General features: G+C 67.0%; 13 protein-coding genes and 1 pseudogene. 6 read left to right on the forward strand and 8 right to left on the reverse strand.

Translation table 11 applies throughout. From position 1 onward, the window contains the following. Positions 1–163: 163 nt before the first annotated feature. From NRF20_RS01300 to NRF20_RS01310, 3 genes are all read right to left on the reverse strand, one after another. Positions 164–883 (reverse strand): IS6 family transposase, encoded by a 720-nt coding sequence (locus tag NRF20_RS01300; protein WP_413751805.1) that lies wholly within the window; start codon positions 881–883, stop codon positions 164–166. A gap of 45 nt (positions 884–928) precedes the next feature. Next, complete coding sequence (locus NRF20_RS01305; protein WP_398635250.1) at positions 929–1,102, reverse strand: hypothetical protein; 174 nt, start codon at positions 1,100–1,102, stop codon at positions 929–931. A gap of 346 nt (positions 1,103–1,448) precedes the next feature. Further along, positions 1,449–2,033, reverse strand: coding sequence for a hypothetical protein (locus NRF20_RS01310; RefSeq protein WP_398635249.1), 585 nt, complete (start codon positions 2,031–2,033; stop codon positions 1,449–1,451). A 288-nt stretch (positions 2,034–2,321) separates the two neighbouring features. On the opposite strand from NRF20_RS01310, the gene NRF20_RS01315 reads away from it, so the two are divergent. Then, on the forward strand, positions 2,322–3,182 hold the full coding sequence (locus NRF20_RS01315) for a phosphotransferase (RefSeq protein WP_398635251.1): 861 nt from the start codon (positions 2,322–2,324) through the stop codon (positions 3,180–3,182). 344 nt (positions 3,183–3,526) lie between these two features. On the opposite strand, the pseudogene NRF20_RS01320 reads toward NRF20_RS01315, so the two are convergent. After that, a pseudogene (locus tag NRF20_RS01320) lies at positions 3,527–4,760 on the reverse strand (IS701 family transposase). 544 nt (positions 4,761–5,304) lie between these two features. On the opposite strand from NRF20_RS01320, the gene NRF20_RS01325 reads away from it, so the two are divergent. Together NRF20_RS01325 and NRF20_RS01330 are read left to right on the forward strand one after the other, a co-directional pair. Then, the gene (locus NRF20_RS01325; RefSeq protein ID WP_398635248.1) at positions 5,305–6,204 is read left to right on the forward strand and encodes a GNAT family N-acetyltransferase; all 900 of its coding nucleotides are present in this window, start codon (positions 5,305–5,307) and stop codon (positions 6,202–6,204) included. Between the two features lie 246 nt (positions 6,205–6,450). Then, positions 6,451–7,884 carry an IS701 family transposase gene (locus NRF20_RS01330; protein ID WP_413751806.1) on the forward strand — a complete coding sequence of 478 codons (1,434 nt, stop codon included), beginning with the start codon at positions 6,451–6,453 and terminating at the stop codon, positions 7,882–7,884. A 140-nt stretch (positions 7,885–8,024) separates the two neighbouring features. On the opposite strand, the gene NRF20_RS01335 is transcribed toward NRF20_RS01330, so the two are convergent. From NRF20_RS01335 to NRF20_RS01345, 3 genes are all read right to left on the reverse strand, one after another. After that, positions 8,025–9,422 carry an IS1380 family transposase gene (locus NRF20_RS01335; protein WP_413751807.1) on the reverse strand — a complete coding sequence of 466 codons (1,398 nt, stop codon included), beginning with the start codon at positions 9,420–9,422 and terminating at the stop codon, positions 8,025–8,027. Positions 9,423–10,248: 826 nt separating this feature from the next. Continuing rightward, entirely contained in the window at positions 10,249–11,022 is a 774-nt protein-coding gene (locus NRF20_RS01340) for a hypothetical protein (RefSeq protein WP_398635247.1), read from the reverse strand. Positions 11,023–11,055: 33 nt separating this feature from the next. Then, positions 11,056–14,346, reverse strand: a complete 3,291-nt coding sequence (locus tag NRF20_RS01345) for a hypothetical protein (protein WP_413751808.1) — start codon at positions 14,344–14,346, stop codon at positions 11,056–11,058. 388 nt (positions 14,347–14,734) lie between these two features. On the opposite strand from NRF20_RS01345, the gene NRF20_RS01350 reads away from it, so the two are divergent. The 3 genes from NRF20_RS01350 (at position 14,735) to NRF20_RS01360 (ending at position 17,488) form a co-directional block, all read left to right on the forward strand. Next, a complete protein-coding gene (locus NRF20_RS01350; RefSeq protein ID WP_413751809.1) occupies positions 14,735–14,881 on the forward strand; it encodes a hypothetical protein in 147 nt (48 codons plus the stop codon). 245 nt (positions 14,882–15,126) lie between these two features. Further along, the gene (locus tag NRF20_RS01355) at positions 15,127–16,368 is read left to right on the forward strand and encodes an IS4 family transposase (protein ID WP_413754506.1); all 1,242 of its coding nucleotides are present in this window, start codon (positions 15,127–15,129) and stop codon (positions 16,366–16,368) included. A 245-nt stretch (positions 16,369–16,613) separates the two neighbouring features. Next, positions 16,614–17,488 (forward strand): IS5 family transposase gene (locus NRF20_RS01360; protein WP_413751810.1). Its coding sequence is split into 2 segments (ribosomal slippage): positions 16,614–16,971 and positions 16,971–17,488, totalling 876 coding nucleotides; the frame shifts between segments, so codons are not numbered across the junction. Here the strand turns inward: NRF20_RS01360 and NRF20_RS01365 are convergent. Then, positions 17,472–18,134 (reverse strand): HAD family hydrolase, encoded by a 663-nt coding sequence (locus NRF20_RS01365; protein WP_413751811.1) that lies wholly within the window; start codon positions 18,132–18,134, stop codon positions 17,472–17,474. The two genes, NRF20_RS01360 and NRF20_RS01365, sit on opposite strands and share 17 nt — an antisense overlap. Positions 18,135–18,242 lie beyond the last annotated feature (108 nt).

Here is an 18,242-nt window from a genome sequence, read left to right on the forward strand (position 1 = left end):
AGTCGGTGCCGTGGAGGATCACTGGACCGTGGGACGCGTGGCCGAACTGGCCAGCGTGAGCGTCCGCACGTTGCATCACTATGACGGGCGCTGTCAAGTTGTTGAGTATGTCGGTGCCTGACGGCGTGTTGGGGCATGGTGGGCTTGCGGTCCGGGCCTGTGGTCAGGCTGTGGTGGGCCGGCTGGCAGCTTGGGTGATCTGGTCCCAGATCGCGAAGCGGACGGTCATCTCGGCTCGGTGGTCGGAGGCTGTCATCAGGTGGCGGTGAGGGCGGAAGTGGGGCGAGATGCCGCTGAACGCGGACAGGAACCGCTGGGCCCCGCCTACGGAACGGAATCCCTTCATCGCGCGTTCACGCTGCCGCGTGGGCTGGTGGGAGTTCTCCGCCCGGTTGTTCAGGCCCTTGTGGGAGCGGTGTTCCACCGAGGGCATGACCTCGCGGTGCGCCGCGCTGTAGGAGCGGAGCTTGTCGGTGACGACCACCCTCGGCACCGTACGGGTCTTCTTTATCAGACGGTGGAAGAAGCGTCTTGCCGCGGTCTTGTCCCGCCGATTCTGGACGAGGATGTCGAGGACGTTGCCATTCTGGTCGACGGCCCGCCACAGATACTTCAGCTCGCCGTTGACCTTGATGAAGACCTCGTCCAGGTGCCACTTGTCCCCGGGCCGTGGCCGACGGCGGCGCAGTCCGTCGGCATAAGCCTGTCCGAACTTCAGACACCAGCGGCGGACCGTCTCGTAGGAGACGATGATGCCGCGCTGCAGCATCAGCTCCTCCACCTCACGGAATGACAACGGGAAGCGGAAGTACAGCCACACGCAGTGGGAGATCACCTCGACCGGGTACCGGTGCCCCTTGTACGACGGCGGCGTACTGCCCACGGACAACCCCCTCCACCATGATCAACCCGAAGATCATCCCACCCGTCAGCCAACGTGACGGTGCCGGTTGAACGGGTTGGGGCAGAGGTCCTTGGGGTGGAGTTCGACGGTGTCGCCGCTGCGGTCCTTGCCGCCCCGGTAGAACGCCGCTTCCTTGGACAGAGCCTCGGGTGCCTGCTTGGTGCTCGTGCGCTTGGGCCTTGGAAGGTTGGCAGCCATAAATTCTCCAGGACGACATGAACGTACGGCCAGAGACTAGCCGTTTCCAACGGAAACGCTGGAACCCTCGCACAGCCCGAGCAAGGGCAGTCAGGGGCCTGCCTCCCACGGGGAATGCCGTTTCCAATGGAAACGCCGGTCCCCGTTTGCGATCTGACGAAGGGTCATGAGCACAGCGCTTGCGTCAACCGGCGGCCGTTTCCATTGGAAACGGCAGGCAGACAGAACATCAGAATCCTCCCAAAACAGAAAAAGCCCTGTCTCTGGCGCGTGCCGGGGACAGGGCTTCGGTGGTGGAGAGCTGTGGGTCAGGGCGCCCGGGTTGCGGGCACCGTCCCATGGTCGGTCACGCGCTCACTCCTTCGACGGCGGCGGCCAGGAGCGCGGTGGCGTCGGCCTCGTACGGGTCGCTGTAGCTCTCGTGGTCGCTGACGTCGAACAGCGCGCCCACCGCCCGCACCGTGAACCCGGGCACGACGGTGTCCGCCCGGTCCTCCAGCGCGGTGTTGAGGCGGGCAGCGTCGTGTTCGGCGTGCCGGGCCTGGGTGTAAGGACCAAGGCGGAGCAGCGTGTAGCCGGTGCCGCCGCTGTGGCGGGCTTCGACGTGGACGCCGCAGTTCGCCGGGGCCATGCCAACGTCAACGGGGAGGTCCAGGCCGGCCGCGGCGTGGGTGAGCATCGCGTAGGCCGACTGCCAGACACCGAGGATCGTGGCCGTCTCGCAGCGCAGCCAGCCCTTGCTTGTGTAGCGGTGGGCGTAGGCCGCAGCGTGCGGGGTCTCGGGGTGGATCAGCGCGACGGCGATCAGGTCGGGGCCGTGGTCGTCACCCGGGCGCGTATGCGCGCGCTCGATGAACGGGCCGACCCGGACCGCGACGTCCTGGGCGCGGCCGGGCGTCCAGGGCTCCGGGTCGCGTACGGCGGCAAGCATCGCGCGGAACGCGTTGCCGACGACCTGTCCTCGGGGTGAGGGCGCCGGGTGCGTGGCCGCAGCGGCGGAACATGCAACGGATCATCGGGCGGTCTCCTGCTCGGGGTCGGCGGTGCGGGTGCTGTCGGGCGTCTTGAGTACGCGCGGCAGATGGACGTGAAGGTGCTCGACTTCGACCTCGCGGCCGCGGTCGCGAAGTGCTCGGGTGTGCCGAGCCACGATAGTTGGCACCTGGCCACGCTGGTTGGCATCGCCCTCGCTCATCTATGCCAAGATTCGAGGGTGGATATGACCGACGTCACGCGTGCGATCGCGGCTGCGACTTCGGTCGCCGCATCGCTCGACCTGCCAGCCAACGATGCAATCGCTCTCCACAACTCGAACAAGCTGGCACTGCGGCTGACGCCATGCGACGTCTTTGCCCGGGTCGCCCCTGTGGGACAAGAGGTTGCACAGTTCGAAGTCGATCTCGCTCAGCGGCTCACCGAGATCGGATGCCCGGTGTGTCCCTTGGAGCCTCGGGCGGACCCGCGTGTGTACACGCGCGATGGCTTCGCAGTGACGCTGTGGACCTACTACGAGCCCGTGACACCTCACACCTCACCAGTCGACTACGCCAAGGCGCTGGAGCAGCTGCACGCCGGCATGCGCAAGGTCGATGTGCCGAGCCCGAGGTTCACGGACCGGATCACGGAGGCGGAAGAAGTTGTCGCCGACCCGGATCGCTCGCCGGAGCTCACCGACGCGGACCGCTTATTCCTCAGCGGCAGGCTAGCAAGCCTGCGACGAGCAATCGACGACCGCAGCGCCGTGGAGCAGCTACTCCACGGCGAGCCGCATCCAGGCAATGTGCTCAGCACGAAGAACGGCCCGTTGTTCATCGACCTTGAGACGTGCTGCCGTGGACCCGTCGAGTTCGATCTCGCCCATGTTCCCGAGGCGGTCTGCGAGCACTACCCAAGCGTTGACCAAGGGTTGCTGGACGAGTGTCGGCAGCTCGTTATCGCGATGGTCGCCGCGTGGCGTTGGGAGCTTGGCGACCAGTTTCCGAATGGGAGGCGATTCGGAGAGGAATTCCTGCGCTTGCTGCGCGAGGGTCCTCCTTGGCCGACACTCGACACAGTGACCAGGCGACTGGATGGCCTGTAGAAATCGCCGAAGGTCACGTGAAAGCGGCAAGGAACCAAGCGACGAGACTGTCGCCGTTGCAACCCATGCGCGCCGGCCTCGCTGCCGCGCTGAACCATGGCGCCGGTGCCAACAAACGTGGCAATTCATTACAGATGTCAAGAATCTTGGCCAGACGGTGCCAACTAGCGTGGCCAGGCTGTTGGGAGCCCCAGGTCACACAGCCCGATTAGTGCCAACTATCGTGGCCCGGCACATCGGGCAAGGAGTTCCGTGAGGCCACTTGCACTTTTCCGGACTAAGCCTGAATCCACCGCCTTGGATTGAAAAGGATCTTCTAATACTCCAGCTGTAGATCGCGATCTTCATATCTGGGCGGCTTGTCGCTGGTAGTGGCTGGCCTGGGATCGGGCCTGGTGGCGGCGTCGCCAGTGGGACCAGTCGAGCCGGTGAGTCGCGCCGTGGACGAGCCGGACGACGAGCGCGATGAACAGGCGCTGGATCTCGTTGCAGGTGAGCGGTATCAGCCCCTCCGGCTTCGGGTGACGCGCGTGTTCGTCGGCGCGGACGACGGCGAGGAAGGCATGGGCGAGCATCGCGAGGGTGACCCAGCGGTGCCAGGACGCCCAGCGCCGGACCTGGTGTTCGTCCAGTCCGGCCAGGCCCTTGCCGGACTGGAAGGTCTCCTCGACGGTCCATCGGCGTCCGGCGACCCGCACCAGGGTGGACAGCGGCACCTGGGTGGCTGAGTAGCAGCGGTAGAAGGCGAGTTCGCCGGTGCGCCGGTTGCGGCGGACGAGCAGCTGGTGGTGGCCGGGGCGGTCGTCGGCGAGGTCGGCCAGGGCCCAGTCGTAGAAGCGGTGCCCCTTGGCTCCGGCTCCGGAGGAGAGTTTCTGCCAGGCCCTCTTCGGCAGCTTCTTGACCAGGGCATCGGCGCGGAACGTGCCTGCCCGGGTGGTGATCTGGTGGTCACAGGCGACGGCGAGTACATAGCCGACCTGCCGTTGTTCCAGCGCGGTCCGCAAGTGCGGGTTGCCTCCGTAGACCTCATCACCGGCTACCCAGGACGCGCAGACGCCGGCGTCCAGTGCGCGTCCGATCATGCGGGCGGCGAGGGCGGGTTTCGTGGCGAAGGCGACGCTGTCGGGGATTCCGGCGGCCCGGCAGCGGGCGGTGTCCTCGGTCCAGGAGCGCGGGAGATACAGCTCCCGGTCGATGGCCGCGTGTCCGAGCGGGGTGGAGTACGCGAGGTAGACGGCGACCTGGCTGTTCTCGATGCGTCCGGCGGTGCCGGTGTACTGGCGCTGCACGCCCACCGTGTGCGTGCCCTTCTTCAGGTCGCCGGTCTCATCCACGACCAGCACCGCATCCTCGTGGTGCAGGTGCTCGACGACGAAGCCGCGGATGTCTTCACGTACCGCGTCCGCGTCCCACCTGGCCCTCGACAGCAGGTGCCAGACCGTGCGGGGTCGCGTCCCCGGCATGCTCGGCGAGCGTCCAGCAGTTCTTGCGCGGCAGGTCCGACAACAACCCGAGCACGAACGCCCGTGCCCGGCGCCGTGGTTCCACCCGCGCGAACCGGCCCGCGATACGGCCCATCAGGACCTCGAACGCTTCCTGCCAGCGGGCAGGATCTATGCTGTGACCTGCGGCCACCGACTGATCTTCTGTCTTCACACACCGATGATCCCGGTGGCCTCATTGTCACTGGCCCGCACCTGGGTGCGATGTGGTTCGACGCCCGGGCCACCTGCAACCAGGTCCTGCCACTGAACCTGGACCGCCGAGCTGTGTCGTTCGCGGACTGGCTCGGCCGGAGGTCCATTGATCTGCTGGGCTGGTGAACGCTGGCGAAGTCCCGCTGGGTCGTGCATGGTCCGGGGAATCCGGTGCATGGCACGGCGCTCGAACTCAACCGCCACGGGAACGCTTGACCACATCAATCGCGGGTCAGGGCGTAAGGAAATCTGTGGACGGGCCCGCGGTAGATCACTTAGTGTGTGGCTTCACGCCCTGAGATGGATGGAAGGAGGCGAGTGCCGTGCGGTTCACACCTTTCCAGCGCTCCCTCTTCCGCTGTCCCGGCGTGGTTCGTGAGTTCTGACCGGGAGCGCTCCAAGCAGCCTGTATCCCGGAGGAATCCATGACCGATCCGGTCATCCGCGCGCTCTCCGCGAGCGACGCTCATCTCTTCGAAGCACTCCCCGACCCCCTGGGCGCCCGTGAAGGCCATCGGCGTACCCAGTTCCGCCCCGACTGGAAGCGCGTCGCCCTGCGCGACGGCGAGGTCGTCGCACGCGGCGCGTGGTGGGGCGGCCCCGACGACTCGGAGCCCGTCAACATCAACTGGTTCGACGTGGCCGAGGGCGAGGAGGAGGCCGGGGCCGAACTCCTGCGCTCCGCTCCCTGGCAGGTCGAACTGGAGATCAACCTGCCCGGCGGCTGGCGGGAAAAGACCCACCTGCGCGCCGCCGCCGGGGCGCGCTTCGCCGCCGCACGAGCCGCAGGGTACGAACTCCTGGTGGAACGCTTCCTGTACCGCTGGACCCCGGAGCGAGGTCTGCCCGAGCGGCCCGGACGCCTGCGCTTCAGCGCCGAACCCGACGACACCGTGTTCTTCGACGCGTTGCGCCGCATCCACTCCGTCACCCTGGACGCCCACGCGCTCAGGGCCATCGAGGGGGGCGGCCTCGACCAGGCCGCCCAGGAGGAACTCGACTTCTTCCACTGGTGCCCCTCCCCACGGGAGTGGTGGCAGATCGCGCACACGCCGGAGGGCGACCTGGCCGGCATCCACATCCCGGCCCACAACCCCTCCGGCCCGACCATCGGCTTCATCGGAGTCGTCCCGGAACAGCGCGGTCGCGGCTACGCCTACGACCTCCTTGCGGAGTGCACCCACCTCCTCGTCGAGCAGGGCGCGGAGTTCGTCAGCGGAGCGACGGACCAGGGCAACTTCCCCATGGCCGCGAACTTTGCCAAGGCTGGCTTCCCCGTCATCAGTGAACGCATCAACTTCCACCCGGCGGGCCAAGCGGCCTAGCGAGGAGTAGCACGCGCTGAGGGGTCCGGTCCGAGGGCAGGTCCGGACCCCTTGTCAGCGACATGCGGGATCTGCGCTGTGGCCAGCGGCCACCATCTCGTCGTCAGTCCACGTACCTCACGGTGATCAACGGTGGACGCACCCGTTTCTCGGACCAGCCCCACCAGCAAGATCACGATCTACAGCTGGAGTACTAACCCCTTCAGTTGTAGTTCGGTGATCAGATGCGTCGGGTAATTGCCGGTCATGGAGAATTGGTCGGCTGAGGTGGCCCAAGTCACTGCGTGGGATGCCCAGTTGCAGGAGCTATTGCTGCAGATTGCTGATGTCTTCCCGCGGGCGGATCTGCGACGGCGGCCTACGGCGTGCGTGCGTGGGTTGTTGGGTCCGGTCTCCCGGAAGAACGGCTGGCAGTTGGCGGAGTACGCCGGCTGGCGGCGTCCCGACGGACAGCAGCACCTGCTCGACCGGGCGAGGTGGAACGTTGACGAGCTGAGCGAGCGGGTCTGCCGTTACACGCTGGAGGGGCTGGCCGACGGGGCGGGCGGGGTGCTGGTCATCGATGAGACCGGGTTCGCGAAGAAGGGTGAGACGTCCGTCGGTGTCGCCCGGCAGTTCTCCGGCAGCCTCGGCGGTGTCTTCCCCTGCCAGATCGGTGTGTTCGCGGCCTGGGCCACCAGCCGTGGGGCGGCGCTGGTCGACCGGGAGATCTACCTGCCCCGCACGTGGGCCGACGACCGTGAGCGGCGTGTGACCGCGCAGGTGCCCGAGACCGTCGGGTTCGCCACCAAGCCCCGCCTCGCCGAGAAGATGATCGACCGGATCCGTCCCCTGCTCCCTGAGGGCACCTGGCTGGCCGCTGACGAGGTCTACGGCCGTGACGGTGGATTCCGCTCCTTCGCCGAGCGCCGTCACCTGCCCTACGTGGTCAACGTCTCCAGCGCCCAGACAGTGCTGCCCCGACCCGGCTGGCGGCGGATCGACAAGCTGGCCGCCGCGGCGGACGAGAGCGAGTGGCAGCTGATCGAGGCAGGCCCCAGCCGGACCGGCTCCCGCTGGTGGCAGTGGTGGATCCGCCCGGTCATCGACCCGGAGGAACCCATAGGCGCCGCGGCACCAGGGCAGCCCTGGTCCAGCCGCTGGATGATCGCCCGTCGCCGTCCGGAGCATCCCGACAAACGCGACTACTACCTGGCCTGGGGGCCCGCCGGTACCCCGCCACAGCACCTGGCCCAGGTCGCCGGCGCGCGCTGGAGGGTGGAGGACGCGATCAAACTCGCCAAGCACGAGTGCGGACTGGCCGACTACGAAGTACGCCACTGGCACGGCTGGTACCGCCACATCACACTCTCCATGCTGGCCGCCGCCTTCCTGGCAGTCCAGGCCGCCCACGCCTCAGACGACTCCCACACCCCCGTACCCCCGCGGCAGACCGCCGCCAACGAAGACGAAACAGCACCCGGAACGAAAAAGGGGAACGTCAGGACACCACCCGTCCCGCGCGACTCAGCCCCTACACCGCGGCCGAGATCCGCAAGCTCCTCACCCTCGTCCACCCACCAGCCCCACCGCGCAACGGCAGAGTTGCGCACGGCCTGCACTGGTCACACTGGAGACGGCAGCACCAGGCCATCGCCAACGAACACCACCGCAGACGCCGCAACCTCGAACTCGCCCTGAACTACAACTGAAGGGCTAACGGTTTTCTGAGCTGGTGCCGGGTCGGTGCTCGGTTTGGGGCAGGTGGTATCTGCTGGTCTGCCCAGCTTTTCCACGGGTTCGGTTCCGGTCGGGCCTTGAGGGCGGGGTGGACAGGGGTGTCAGATCAGTCCCGGTGGGCCGTGCGTGATGGCGAACATATGCGTCCAGGCTTGCTGCCAGGGCCAGTTGTGGGGCAGGTGCAGGGTGATGCGCCGTGCAGAGCGGGCGATCCGGGCCGGGACGTGGACCAGGTGGGCCCGGAGTGTGGCGGTGGTTGCCTTCGCGTGGAAGGCCGAGGCGTGTGCTCCGACGGCCCGCAGCAGGTTGTAGGCCATCGCCCACAGCGTGAGCCAGGCCGAGTTGGCGTGGAAGTGCCCGGAGGGCAGGTGGACCAGAGCGCCGGCTTTGCTGTCCGCGATGACCTGTTCCACCACCGCGTGGTGGCGGTGTTCCCGTTCGGCCTGGAGTGTCCCGGCGGGGTTGTCGGTGAAGAAGGGGTGGTAGCGCCAGACGGGAAACAGCTCGCCCTGTTCTCCCACGACGGCGGGTTTGGCCAGGTCACGGACCCGGCGCACGATCAGCCGGGCCGTGACGCGCTCACTCTTCTTGCGGCTGGCGAACGCGGTGTATGCGGGGATCTCGGCGACCTCGGCGTCCGAGATGAGATCACCGGTGTCTGGATCTTCCACCGCGTTCGGGTAACTGATCTTCTGCCAGGCATCGTTGGGGATGCTGAGGACGGCCCGTTTGATGGACGGGTTCATGCCAGTGGTGATGGAGAAGCGGGCTCCGGCCCGGCGGCAGGCTGCGATCACACCGGCGTTGTAGAACTGGGAGTCCGCCCGCAGGATCCGCATGCCGGTGCAGCCCGCCTCGACGGCGGTGGCCAGGGCCTCGCTCACGAGTTTCGGGGCGCCGCGGGCGTCTGCTGCCTTGCCGCGGCGCATCCGGACCGCGGCGATCACCGGCCGGGAGTGCGGGGTGCAGATCGTGGCGAGCAGCGGGTGCAGGGTGCGTATCCCTTTGAACCGGCCGTACTCCGCGCCCTGCTTGGTGCGGCCGTAGACGCGCTTGTGGGTGGAGTCGACATCGATGAACGCCGTCACACCGGCGCCCGGCAGCAGCGGCGTGTGTGCGGCCAGCGCGCCGAGGAACCTGCGGTGCACGGCGTGGAGTTGGAGCGCATGGCCGTGGGTGAACGCGCGCAGGAACGTGCCCAGCGTGGACGGGGCACGGATACCGTCGAACACGGCCGGCATCGCACCGTGCCGCAGCAGGTGAAGGTCGTCGATGCTGTCCGCGCCTGCGGCCATACCGCCCACGATGCTGGTGACCTTGGCGTCCGCCGCCGCACCCGCGCCGTTGCCCGCCCCGGTCAGCTTCACCTTCTGCGCCGTCAGGCGCGAAAGACCGCACCGCTCGGCCAGCCGCATCACCGGGACCAGCCCCGCATACGCGATCAGATTCCGGTCATCGAACGCAGCAGAGACCGCCGCCGGGGTGTGGGAAACTTTCATCTACGAGGTGCCTTGCTGATAGTGCGTGATGGTGGTGTGGTAACTCCCATCTTCGCAGGTCAGCAGGCACCTCTCTTCATTTCTCTATCTACCAGGACCCGGGACAGCCGGTGGATTCAGGCTAAGCTGCGGGCGTCCGTCGCCTTGGACCAAGCGCGGATGGTGAACCGGGCGGCGAAGTCAGCGCCGTATCCCGTCCAGTCCCCGCCGCTCGCGCGGCTCGCTCGCTGCCAGGCGACGGCCATGCTGATGTGCCCCCCGAGCATCTTGGGCAGGAGCCCGGGCGGCACCTCCTGGGCGAGTGCGAACGACGCGGTGTGTCGGCCCTGACCGGACGCGACGCCGATCGCGGTCAACCGCCACCGCAGCCGTGACTCATGGATGGGCTGGCCCGCGCTCCCGCCGGGGAAGAGCCAGTCACTCCCATGCCGAATCAAGGTGCCGGTGCCCCGGGACGCAACAAGGTCCCGCAAGAGCGCATACGGCGTAGCCAACTGAATCGGCCGGTCGCCGAGGCGGAGCAGGGCGCGCTCGCTGTCCTACGTGACGCGCTCGATGGTCAGACGGTGGATTGCTCCTGGCCATCTGGGCCAGCGGGCCGTGATCACGCACGAGTCGAGCACGGAGACCCACCGGCACCTGCTGATGTCGGTGAAGCCTCCGCTGGTCTGAGGCGAACGGCATCGGGTGTAAGGGAGTTGAGGGCCGATGGGGGCCGGAGGGCTACCGGCCCGACTCAAGGGCGACGGTCCAAGAGGGGCGTGAGGGTGCGGAGTGCGCGGGTACGAGATGCGCCGAGTACGAGGCTCCGGCTGCCGGGGTCCGCTCATCGCCGAAGTCTCCGATCGAGCGCCCATCCGACGGGCCTCCCGAACATCCACATCGCGCTCTCCAGGGCCGACGTGCCCCGGTGCACCGAGTCCACGACAGCTTCCCGAAGCATGTCGTGCTCCTCGGCGCCCACGCGGGCCAGCAGGCTGAGTGCGGTACCGAGCCGTACGCCAGCAGCGGGATCGGCCAGCCCGAGCCTCAGCCACTCCGCGACGGACGGCCTCATCGCCTCATCGCTGCGGGGCCCGACCCCCAGGTTGGCCACTGCTTCGATGACATCGATCTTCAGCGGCTCCTCGCCCACCTGGCCATAGAGCTCCTGGAGTACGGGAACCAGGGCCTTTCCCTGGTCGACCGCCCCGCCCAGTAGAAGAACACAGGCCCCCTGGAGCCTGATGTCTCCGGCCAGGCGTGCCAGTGTCAAAACCCGGGGTAGAGCATCCTCGTAACTGGCGGAAACGGACTCCTCCCACGCGACCTTCTCGTCATACACGTATCTTCTTTCGGCGTCGTCCTCATCCCGCACTCTGCGCCAGGTCCACACCGCGGATCGATACGATTCGCCCAGGTACCGCATCAGATCGGCCTGAATCACGGTGTTTTCTTTCAGAGCCAGTTCGAGCATCATGGGAATACATTCGGGTGAATCCTTTTCGAAGACGAGACCCTGTGGGGTGAGCGCCACCTCAAGCCCCTCCAGCGCCTTCCAAGCTTCTTCCTCGTCCGACCCGGTCAACCCGTCGATCAGTAGCCTGAGTTCGGCCTTCATTCTCACCCTCCAGCACGCACGAATAGGCAATCATCAGTTCGTCGTGGTCACCTTGAGACCCTGCAGCATGGGGTCGCAACTAGGACAGGCCGGATACGCCTTCCCATACCAGCCTCTGTCCCCTTGCTCGTACCTGTCGGCGTGCACCATCTCTATGCCAGTGTTCTCGACGGGCAACTTGTTGGTCTTTTCCCGGAACTCCGCCCGGTACGCCTGGCTGATGCAGTGAACTTCGGCGCACCCCAGAGCATGACCGGGCGAATGAGTATGTATGTCCTTCACCGCGCGCGAGTCGAGGTCACTGGCAGACCGACCGAAACTCCACCCCTCGTACTCCCGCGAGTCGACTTTGAGGATGGCGACACAGTTCTTGCCCTTGTGTTTGTCCGCCAGCTTACGCAGCCTCTCCGAACTCACCCGGTCCCTCGCCTTGGGTCGCTTCACCGGCTCGCGGGAACCCGCCCCCTGCTCCTCCAGGTCCGGTTCGATGTCGCTCCTGTCGAACCTCTCGCCGTACTCCTCGCAGAGATCGGCGAATTCCCTCATCCCTCGCTCCGCCGCACCACCACGGGAATTCAGCACGCTCAGCGCCTTCACCTGGATCTCTGAAAGCAGAGCGATCTGCTCCGAGTCGGTGGCCACCTCCATGGTCTTGTAGACCTTGTCAAGGACTTCCTTGGGATTCAGCGAGGCCATCATCAGCCGGCGAGAGGGTGTGAGCGTCAGCCGATGAGATTCGCCCCGCATCGTGAAGTCGACCGTGACCGGCTTCCGTTGCTGCTTTTCTCCCTTTTCCGGGCGGCCGGGTACGTTCTTGCCGTCGCGTGATGAGGGTTTCGTCGTCGCGTCATCGTTCTTCTTCTTGAGCTTGTTCCAGAGGGCTTTGCCCTTCTTGGCGATGAAGTCGATGATTTTGTCGATGGCGCGGTTGACGGGTTTGGATACGGTGTGGAAGACGGATTTGACTTTGCTGGCGAGGCTGCCGATGCCCAACAGCGAAGCCAAGAAGCCGATCAGGAGCGGGATGCTGGTGGCGAGGGCGGCCTCGACCATTTTGGGGACGCCTGCCGAGCCGCCGTTGGCGATGGCGATGACCGCGTCGAGGACGGCGTTGACGAATTCGACGATCTGGGCGCCCTGGTTCACGATGAACGTGACGATGTCGATGATTCCCTTGACCGCGCGGACGAAGGCGGAGGCGGGGTTGAGGAGGGAGATGATCCAGGTGATCCCGGCGATGATGACGGTGGGGATCAGGTAGCTGGTGAGCTTTTCGAGGATGGTGGCCTTGAGGTCGCCGGCCTCGGACTCGATTTCCTTGACGGCGCCGGCGGGGCCCTCGGTGGCGAGTGTCTTCGCGACGGGGACGGCGGACTCGACGGCGGTCATGGCCTGGTCGGGGATGCCCTTGCGGGTGATGCGGGCGCGGATGTTGGCCCAGGTCAGGCCGAGGAGGGAGCCGATGAGCTGGATGATGCCCTTGAGGTCGAACTTCTGCGGGAGTGCGAGACCCGCCTTGACCGCGGTGCCCAGCAGCCAGGACACGACACCGGTCTTGAGGTGCTCGGCGACGTTGGTGATGAAGAGGTTGAGCCCGGCGCCGACCGCCTTGACGAGGTTGCCGAGGAACCCGATGGGGTCCTTGATGATCTTCATGATCGCGGAGGCGGCCTTGGCCAGGATTCCGAGCAGGAGGTTCTTCAGCTCATTGATGGTCTTGATGACGCCGACGATCGCGTCCTTCGCCTTGTCGATCAGCCCCTTGTTGGCTTCCTGGAGCTTCTTGATCTCCTCGTCGACCTTGTTCAGCGCCGCTGTGTACTTCGTGGCGAGATCCTGGACGAGTTGCTCGGACTTCTCGTTCACCGTGGCTTCGAGATCGTCGAACTTCCCCGCGAAGTCCTTCGCCGCGTCCTCGCCGAACTGACGCAGGTCGGCGGGGAGCTTGTCGACCTCGGCCTTCAGCTCCGCCCGCCCCTTCGCGATACGGGCCTTGGCCCTGCCGAGCTCGGCGCCGATGATGTCGGCCACGGACGAGATGACGCCCTGCATCTGGGAGACGTAGAGCTTGCGGGCCTCCTGATAGAGGTCGTTGGCCTCCTTGGGCAGACCCGCGAACTTGTCCTTGACCCAGCGGGCCTTGCCCGTCCACCCCGAATACCGCTTGTCCTTGTACGCCTTCATCCGGCGCTTGTGGTCGGCGGTGAACGCGTCCCGGGCCGCCTTCTCGCCCGAGGTGAACTTGCCATCGACCTTCTTGTCCAGCCCGGACAAGGTCTCCTCGACGTCCTTCTTCGTCCCGTCGTAGACATTCTGGAGCTTCGCCGTGACCTCGGCGCGCTTCTTCTCGTCCTTCGACTTCGTCTCGCCCTTGCCGCCGTCGACCTGTTTGCCCGCCGAAGCCCGGGTCGCGGTCAGCGCGTTCATGGCCTGCGCCCCGGAGGCCGCCGCCCCGGCCTTCGCGGTACTCAGCTGCTGGGCCTCGGCCGCCCTGCCCTTGGCGGGAGCCTTCGCGGAATCGGTCTCGGCGGTCTTCTTCGCCGAGAGCGCCTGGTCGAACTCGGGCTCGTTGCCCTTGGCGAGCTGGTCCTCGGTGACCTCCGCGTCCGCCATCGCCTGGTTGTTGGCTGCCGGCCCCTCGGAGAAGTCCGTCACGGAGGCGGGCTGTTGAGCGGGCACGGCATCCGCCACGGACGGAGCACCGGGATTGCCCGGCGCCTGATCCGGGGTCATCGGAGTGACGGGCTTGTCCTTGGCCGCCGACGTATCGGGCGGGGCCTTCGTCGCCGTGTCGATGTCCTTGGCCGAGGACTCCTTCCCGTCCTTGACCTTCCCGTCGACCTCACCCTTGATCTTGTCCGCCTTACCGGACTTGGAGAACTTGTCGGCGTCGTCGAGGTTCTTCGGGGCCTGCGCATCGATCGCCTTGTTCACCGCGTCGATGAACGCCTGCTTGTTGAACTCGCCCGGCTTCGCGGCATTCATCTTCTCCGCGTTCGCCGCCTTGCCCTGAGCCTCCTTGTCGTCGGGCGGAGCCACCGCCGCGTCCTGCGCCGACTTCGACTCGGCCGTGGCGGGGGCATGGACCGCGATCCGCCGCTTCTTCGCCGCCACATCCGCCTTCACTGCCCGGAACCCCGGCGCCTGAGCGGGGGCCGGTTTTACCGGGGCGGCGTAGCGCTGGGCGACCAGGCGGGAGACCGCCGCGTTACCCGCAGCCCCTTGCAGTCGCTGCAGCGACCGCACACCGGGAGCGAGGATGGATGGGCGGGGTGCGCCAGTGCGGGTGGACTGGACGGGTGCCTTGTCCGGAACCGACTTCATCGGCCATCCCTCTGCCTGCCGCCGATCATCCCGAATGTCAGCTGTCAGGGTTCCGCGCGGCACCGACGTCGGTGGAGGGTGAGGAAGCCGGGCCTGGGGCATCGCTGGGGAGGTCGTACGGCTCTGAGCCGTTGCCTCTCAGGGCAGGCCTCAGTGCACGGAAGGGCGGCCGCGTGCCCGTTCCCGGTGATCGTAGAAGTCGTGAGAATCGCCGGTGCTCCCCGGTCGCTGAAGGCACCGCCAGCGCGGGGCCGTGGCACGAGCACACCAACACCAAACTCCGCGAAGCCCCGCGCGAGTAGGCCGGGCCGCTGGCACCTGCTCGCCAACTCCGACGAGTTCCAGCAGTACCCCGCCCCGCGCCCTAGCCGAGGAGACCAGACACTGCGTGGTGGGCGGGCTGGTGCTGGACCGCGCCTTTCCCCTCGGCGCGCACCTCACCCACCACCCCCTGTACGGCGGCCCCCGCAAGATCGTCCTCGCCCGGCCCGGGATCACCGTGGCCTCCGGCAACCACCGAGCACCGGGCCGCTGACCTGCGCTGCCGAGTGGAGAGGAGCAGCGTGAGCCGGCCGCGCGCCGCAGTCGGCCGCCCGGAGAAGACCGGCGCCCGTGCAGCAGGGCGCCCGGTTCCACCTCCCGCGGCACGGCATGCGGAACCTGTGACGGCGGACTGCGCCGCCGCGCGGGCGGAGATGGTGGCACGCCTTGAGGCATCGGGCGATCTCCACCTAGGGCCAATACCGGTGACTTTGAGGGTGTCGGTTCGTTGTGTTGAGTGTGCCAAGGCCGGGACAGGTGAAGTCGGTCGGGGGCGAGCGGTTTTCGGATCGCATCGCTCTCGGAGTGTTAACGCGCACGTTTACGCCGGATCTGGTGGACGAGGTGGTGGCGGAGTGCGGGCGTGTTGAGCAGCGCCAGCGGCTGCTTCCGGCTCGGGTGGTGGTGTATTTCGTGCTGGCGATGTGCCTGTTTTCGGGGCAGGGGTATGAGGAGGTCGGGCGTCTTCTCACGCAGGGTCTGGAGCGCCAGGGCCGCTGGGCAAAGGGGTGGCGGGTGCCTACGAGCGGAGCGATTGGGCGGGCGCGGCTGCGGCTGGGGCCGGAGGTGTTGAAGGCGTTGTTCGCCCGGGTGTGTCGGCCGGTGGCGGTCCCGGGGTCGCGTGGCGCGTGGTTTCGGGGGCTGCGGTTGGTTGCTGTGGACGGGACGACGTTCGATCTGCCGGACACGGTGGTGAATGCCGGGTCTTTCGGGCGTCCGGGGACGGGTCGTGGTCAGGGCAGGAGTGCGTATCCGCAGGCCAGGGTTGCGGCTCTGGTCGAGTGCGGCACTCATGCGGTCTTTGCTGCCGAGGTCGGTCCGCTGGCGGTGCACGAGACCGTGCTGGCCGGGCGCCTGTTCTCGTCGTTGGCCGGGGGGATGCTGCTGATGGCCGACCGCGGGTTCCTCGGATTCGACCTGTGGCGGGCCGCCGCGGCAACCGGCGCCGACCTGCTCTGGCGGGTCAAGAGCAACGCGGTGCTGCCTGTGGTGAAGTCGCTGCCCGATGGTTCCTACCTGTCGGAGATCGTCGCCGCCCGTGACAAGAACCGGCGGGCCGACCCGGCCCGGGTCCGCGTCATCGAGTACACCCTTGGCCCACGCGGGAAGGACGGCACCGTCTACCGGCTGGTCACCACCCTCCTCGACCCGGACACTGCGCCGGCGGCGGAACTTGCCGCGCTCTACGCCGAACGCTGGGAGATCGAGACCACGCTGGACGAGATCAAGACCCACCTGGGCGGGCCACGGCTGGTCTTGCGCTCCCAGCACCCGGCCGGGGCCGAGCAGGAGATCTTCGCGTTCCTCCTCGTTCACCATGCCGTGCGGGACCTCATGCACGGAGCCGCACGACAGGAGGGACACGATCCGGACCGGATCTCTTTCACGCGCGCCGTGCGCGTTGTCCGCCGCCAGGTCACCGCCCAGGCGGGTTTTTCCCCCCTCCCGACTCACGCGGGCCCTCGCACAGACTCTGCTTGAAATCGGTCAACGGCTCCTGGAACCAAGGCGGTTACGCTCCAATCCCCGTGTCATCAAACGCAAGATGTCCAACTGGGCCCTCAAACGCACCGAACACAACAACCAGCCCAGGCTGGACACCCCAGTCATCACCCTCGTCGGACCCACCAAACCAGCCCCGACCTCCCGGAAAAGACCTAAATCACCGGTATTGCACCTAGGGCGTGTATCGAAAGTGGATCTTGGACATGAGATGATCTTGGTTTGTGGCACGTGGAGATCTAACGGACGCGCAGTGGGCCGTGCTGGAGCCGTTGTTGCCGAAAGGCAAGAAGCCCGGCCGGCCATCGATATGGACCAGGCGGCAACTGATCGACGGCATACGGTTCCGGGTCCGTACTGGTATCCCATGGCGGGACATGCCCACCGTGTACGGGCCGTGGGGCCGGGCGTACGACCTGTTCCGCCGCTGGCAGCGCAACGGCACCTGGCATCGCATCTTCACTCAGCTCCAGGCCCGGGCCGATGCGAGGGATCTGATCACCTGGGACCTCAACATCGACTCCACCGTCTGCCGGGCTCACCAGCACGCCGCCGGAGCGCGGAAAAGGGGGACCTGCAGAAGGAGCCGCCCGGCGGCGTCGCCATCGAGCCCGACGACCATGGCCTCGGGCGCTCGCGCGGCGGTCTGACCACCAAGCTGCACCTGGCCGTCGAGCAGGGGCAGAAGCCCATGTCCATCGTGATCACCGCCGGGCAGCGCGGGGACTCCCCGCAATTCGAGGTCGTCCTGGGCCGCATCAGGGTGCCCCGACCGGGGCCAGGCAGACCGCGCACGCGTCCCAGGCGGGTGCGCGCCGACAAGGCGTACGCTTCCCGGAAGAACCGCGCCTACCTACGCAGACGTGGCATCCGCTGCACCATCCCGGACAAGGCTGACCAGGCCCGCAACCGAAAGAAGCTGGGCTCCCGCGGCGGCCGTCCGCCGAAGTTCGACCCGGAGGACTACAAGGCTCGGCACGCGGTTGAGTGCGGCATCAATCGCCTCAAAAGACACCGGGCCGTGGCTACGAGATACGACAAGCTCGCGGTTCGTTACGAGGCGACCGTCCTTGTCGCGGCCATCAACGAGTGGTTGTGACCAAGCGACTCAAGACGGGAAGCACGTTTCGCAGGTCGTCGTCGTCCACCGTGACGGTCGCTGCCGCCCGGGCTCCTGCTGAGGCGTTGAACGCCACGCTCAACCCGACGGATGCGAACAGTGGGAGGTCGGAGCGACTGTCTCCGACGGCCCCGCACGAGCGGGGAGTCAACCCGAACTCTCGCACCTGCGTGAGGGCGAAATCTCGTTTGTCGTACTCGTCGAAGTGACGGGCGACCCGGCCCGTGAACCGGCCGTCGGTGGTCTCCAGCCGAGGTCCGCTGAACGCGTGGAAGCCGAAGCGGTCAGTCAGGTAGCTGCCGACCGGCGACCAGGCGAGGGTTGCCAGCACGGGCACCAACCCGTTCCGTCGGCACCAGGCCACGGTCTCTGTGATGCCCGAGACCAAGGGAAGCCCGTCGAGCCAGCCAGAGACCTGGTTTTCGGGAACCCCTGCCCAGCCTGCGGCATCCAGCTCGGAGACTTGCCGATTGTCCAGGGCACCGGAGGCGTAGGCGTCCTCGGCTTTGGCCAACTCGTCCCGATGGCCAAGGAAGCCAGCCAGAAAGACCGACGAACTCGTGCCTGGGACGAGGGTGCCATCGACATCGAAGAACACGGCGCCCGCATGATCGGATGAGAACACCGGCCAAGGATGTCACCATCACGCGAAACGCCAGGTCGGGGGGGCGTCCCCACGGACTTCCGATACACGCCCTAGAGCCGGTCGGTCAGGATCTTCCCTTCGGGGCCA

It is taken from the genome of Streptomyces sp. R-74717, from assembly GCF_047305335.1.
GTDB lineage: Bacteria > Actinomycetota > Actinomycetes > Streptomycetales > Streptomycetaceae > Streptomyces > Streptomyces atratus.